This is a genomic window from Massilia sp. CT11-108, from assembly GCF_047302915.1.
GTDB classification, from domain to species: domain Bacteria; phylum Pseudomonadota; class Gammaproteobacteria; order Burkholderiales; family Burkholderiaceae_D; genus Telluria; species Telluria orientalis.
The window spans coordinates 1-232 of sequence record NZ_JBKYMO010001790.1; the positions used below are offsets into that span (position 1 = coordinate 1).

At 69.0% G+C, this 232-nt stretch carries 1 protein-coding gene; it reads right to left on the reverse strand.

Annotated elements, in window-relative coordinates:
* A partial coding sequence (locus tag ACEN88_RS36330) for a hypothetical protein (RefSeq protein WP_413347218.1) occupies nt 1–232 on the reverse strand: 232 nt, incomplete at both ends.

The following is a 232-nucleotide window of genomic DNA, read 5'->3' on the forward strand; positions in this document are numbered from 1 at the left end:
AGCCAGCCGTTCAACCCGTGCTCGAAGTTCGGGTCGAGCCGGATGGCGCGCCGCAACAGGTCGGACGCGCCGGCCGAGTCTTCCCGGTCGTGCTTCACCTTGGCGAGGTTGGTGAGCAGCGCGGCCGTCTCGCCGCAGTTTCGGATGCCGGCCTGCAGCACGGCCTCGGCCTCGTCGTGCCTGCCGCTTTCCAGCAGCACGATGCCATGCGTGACATGGCTGCGTTCCGGCA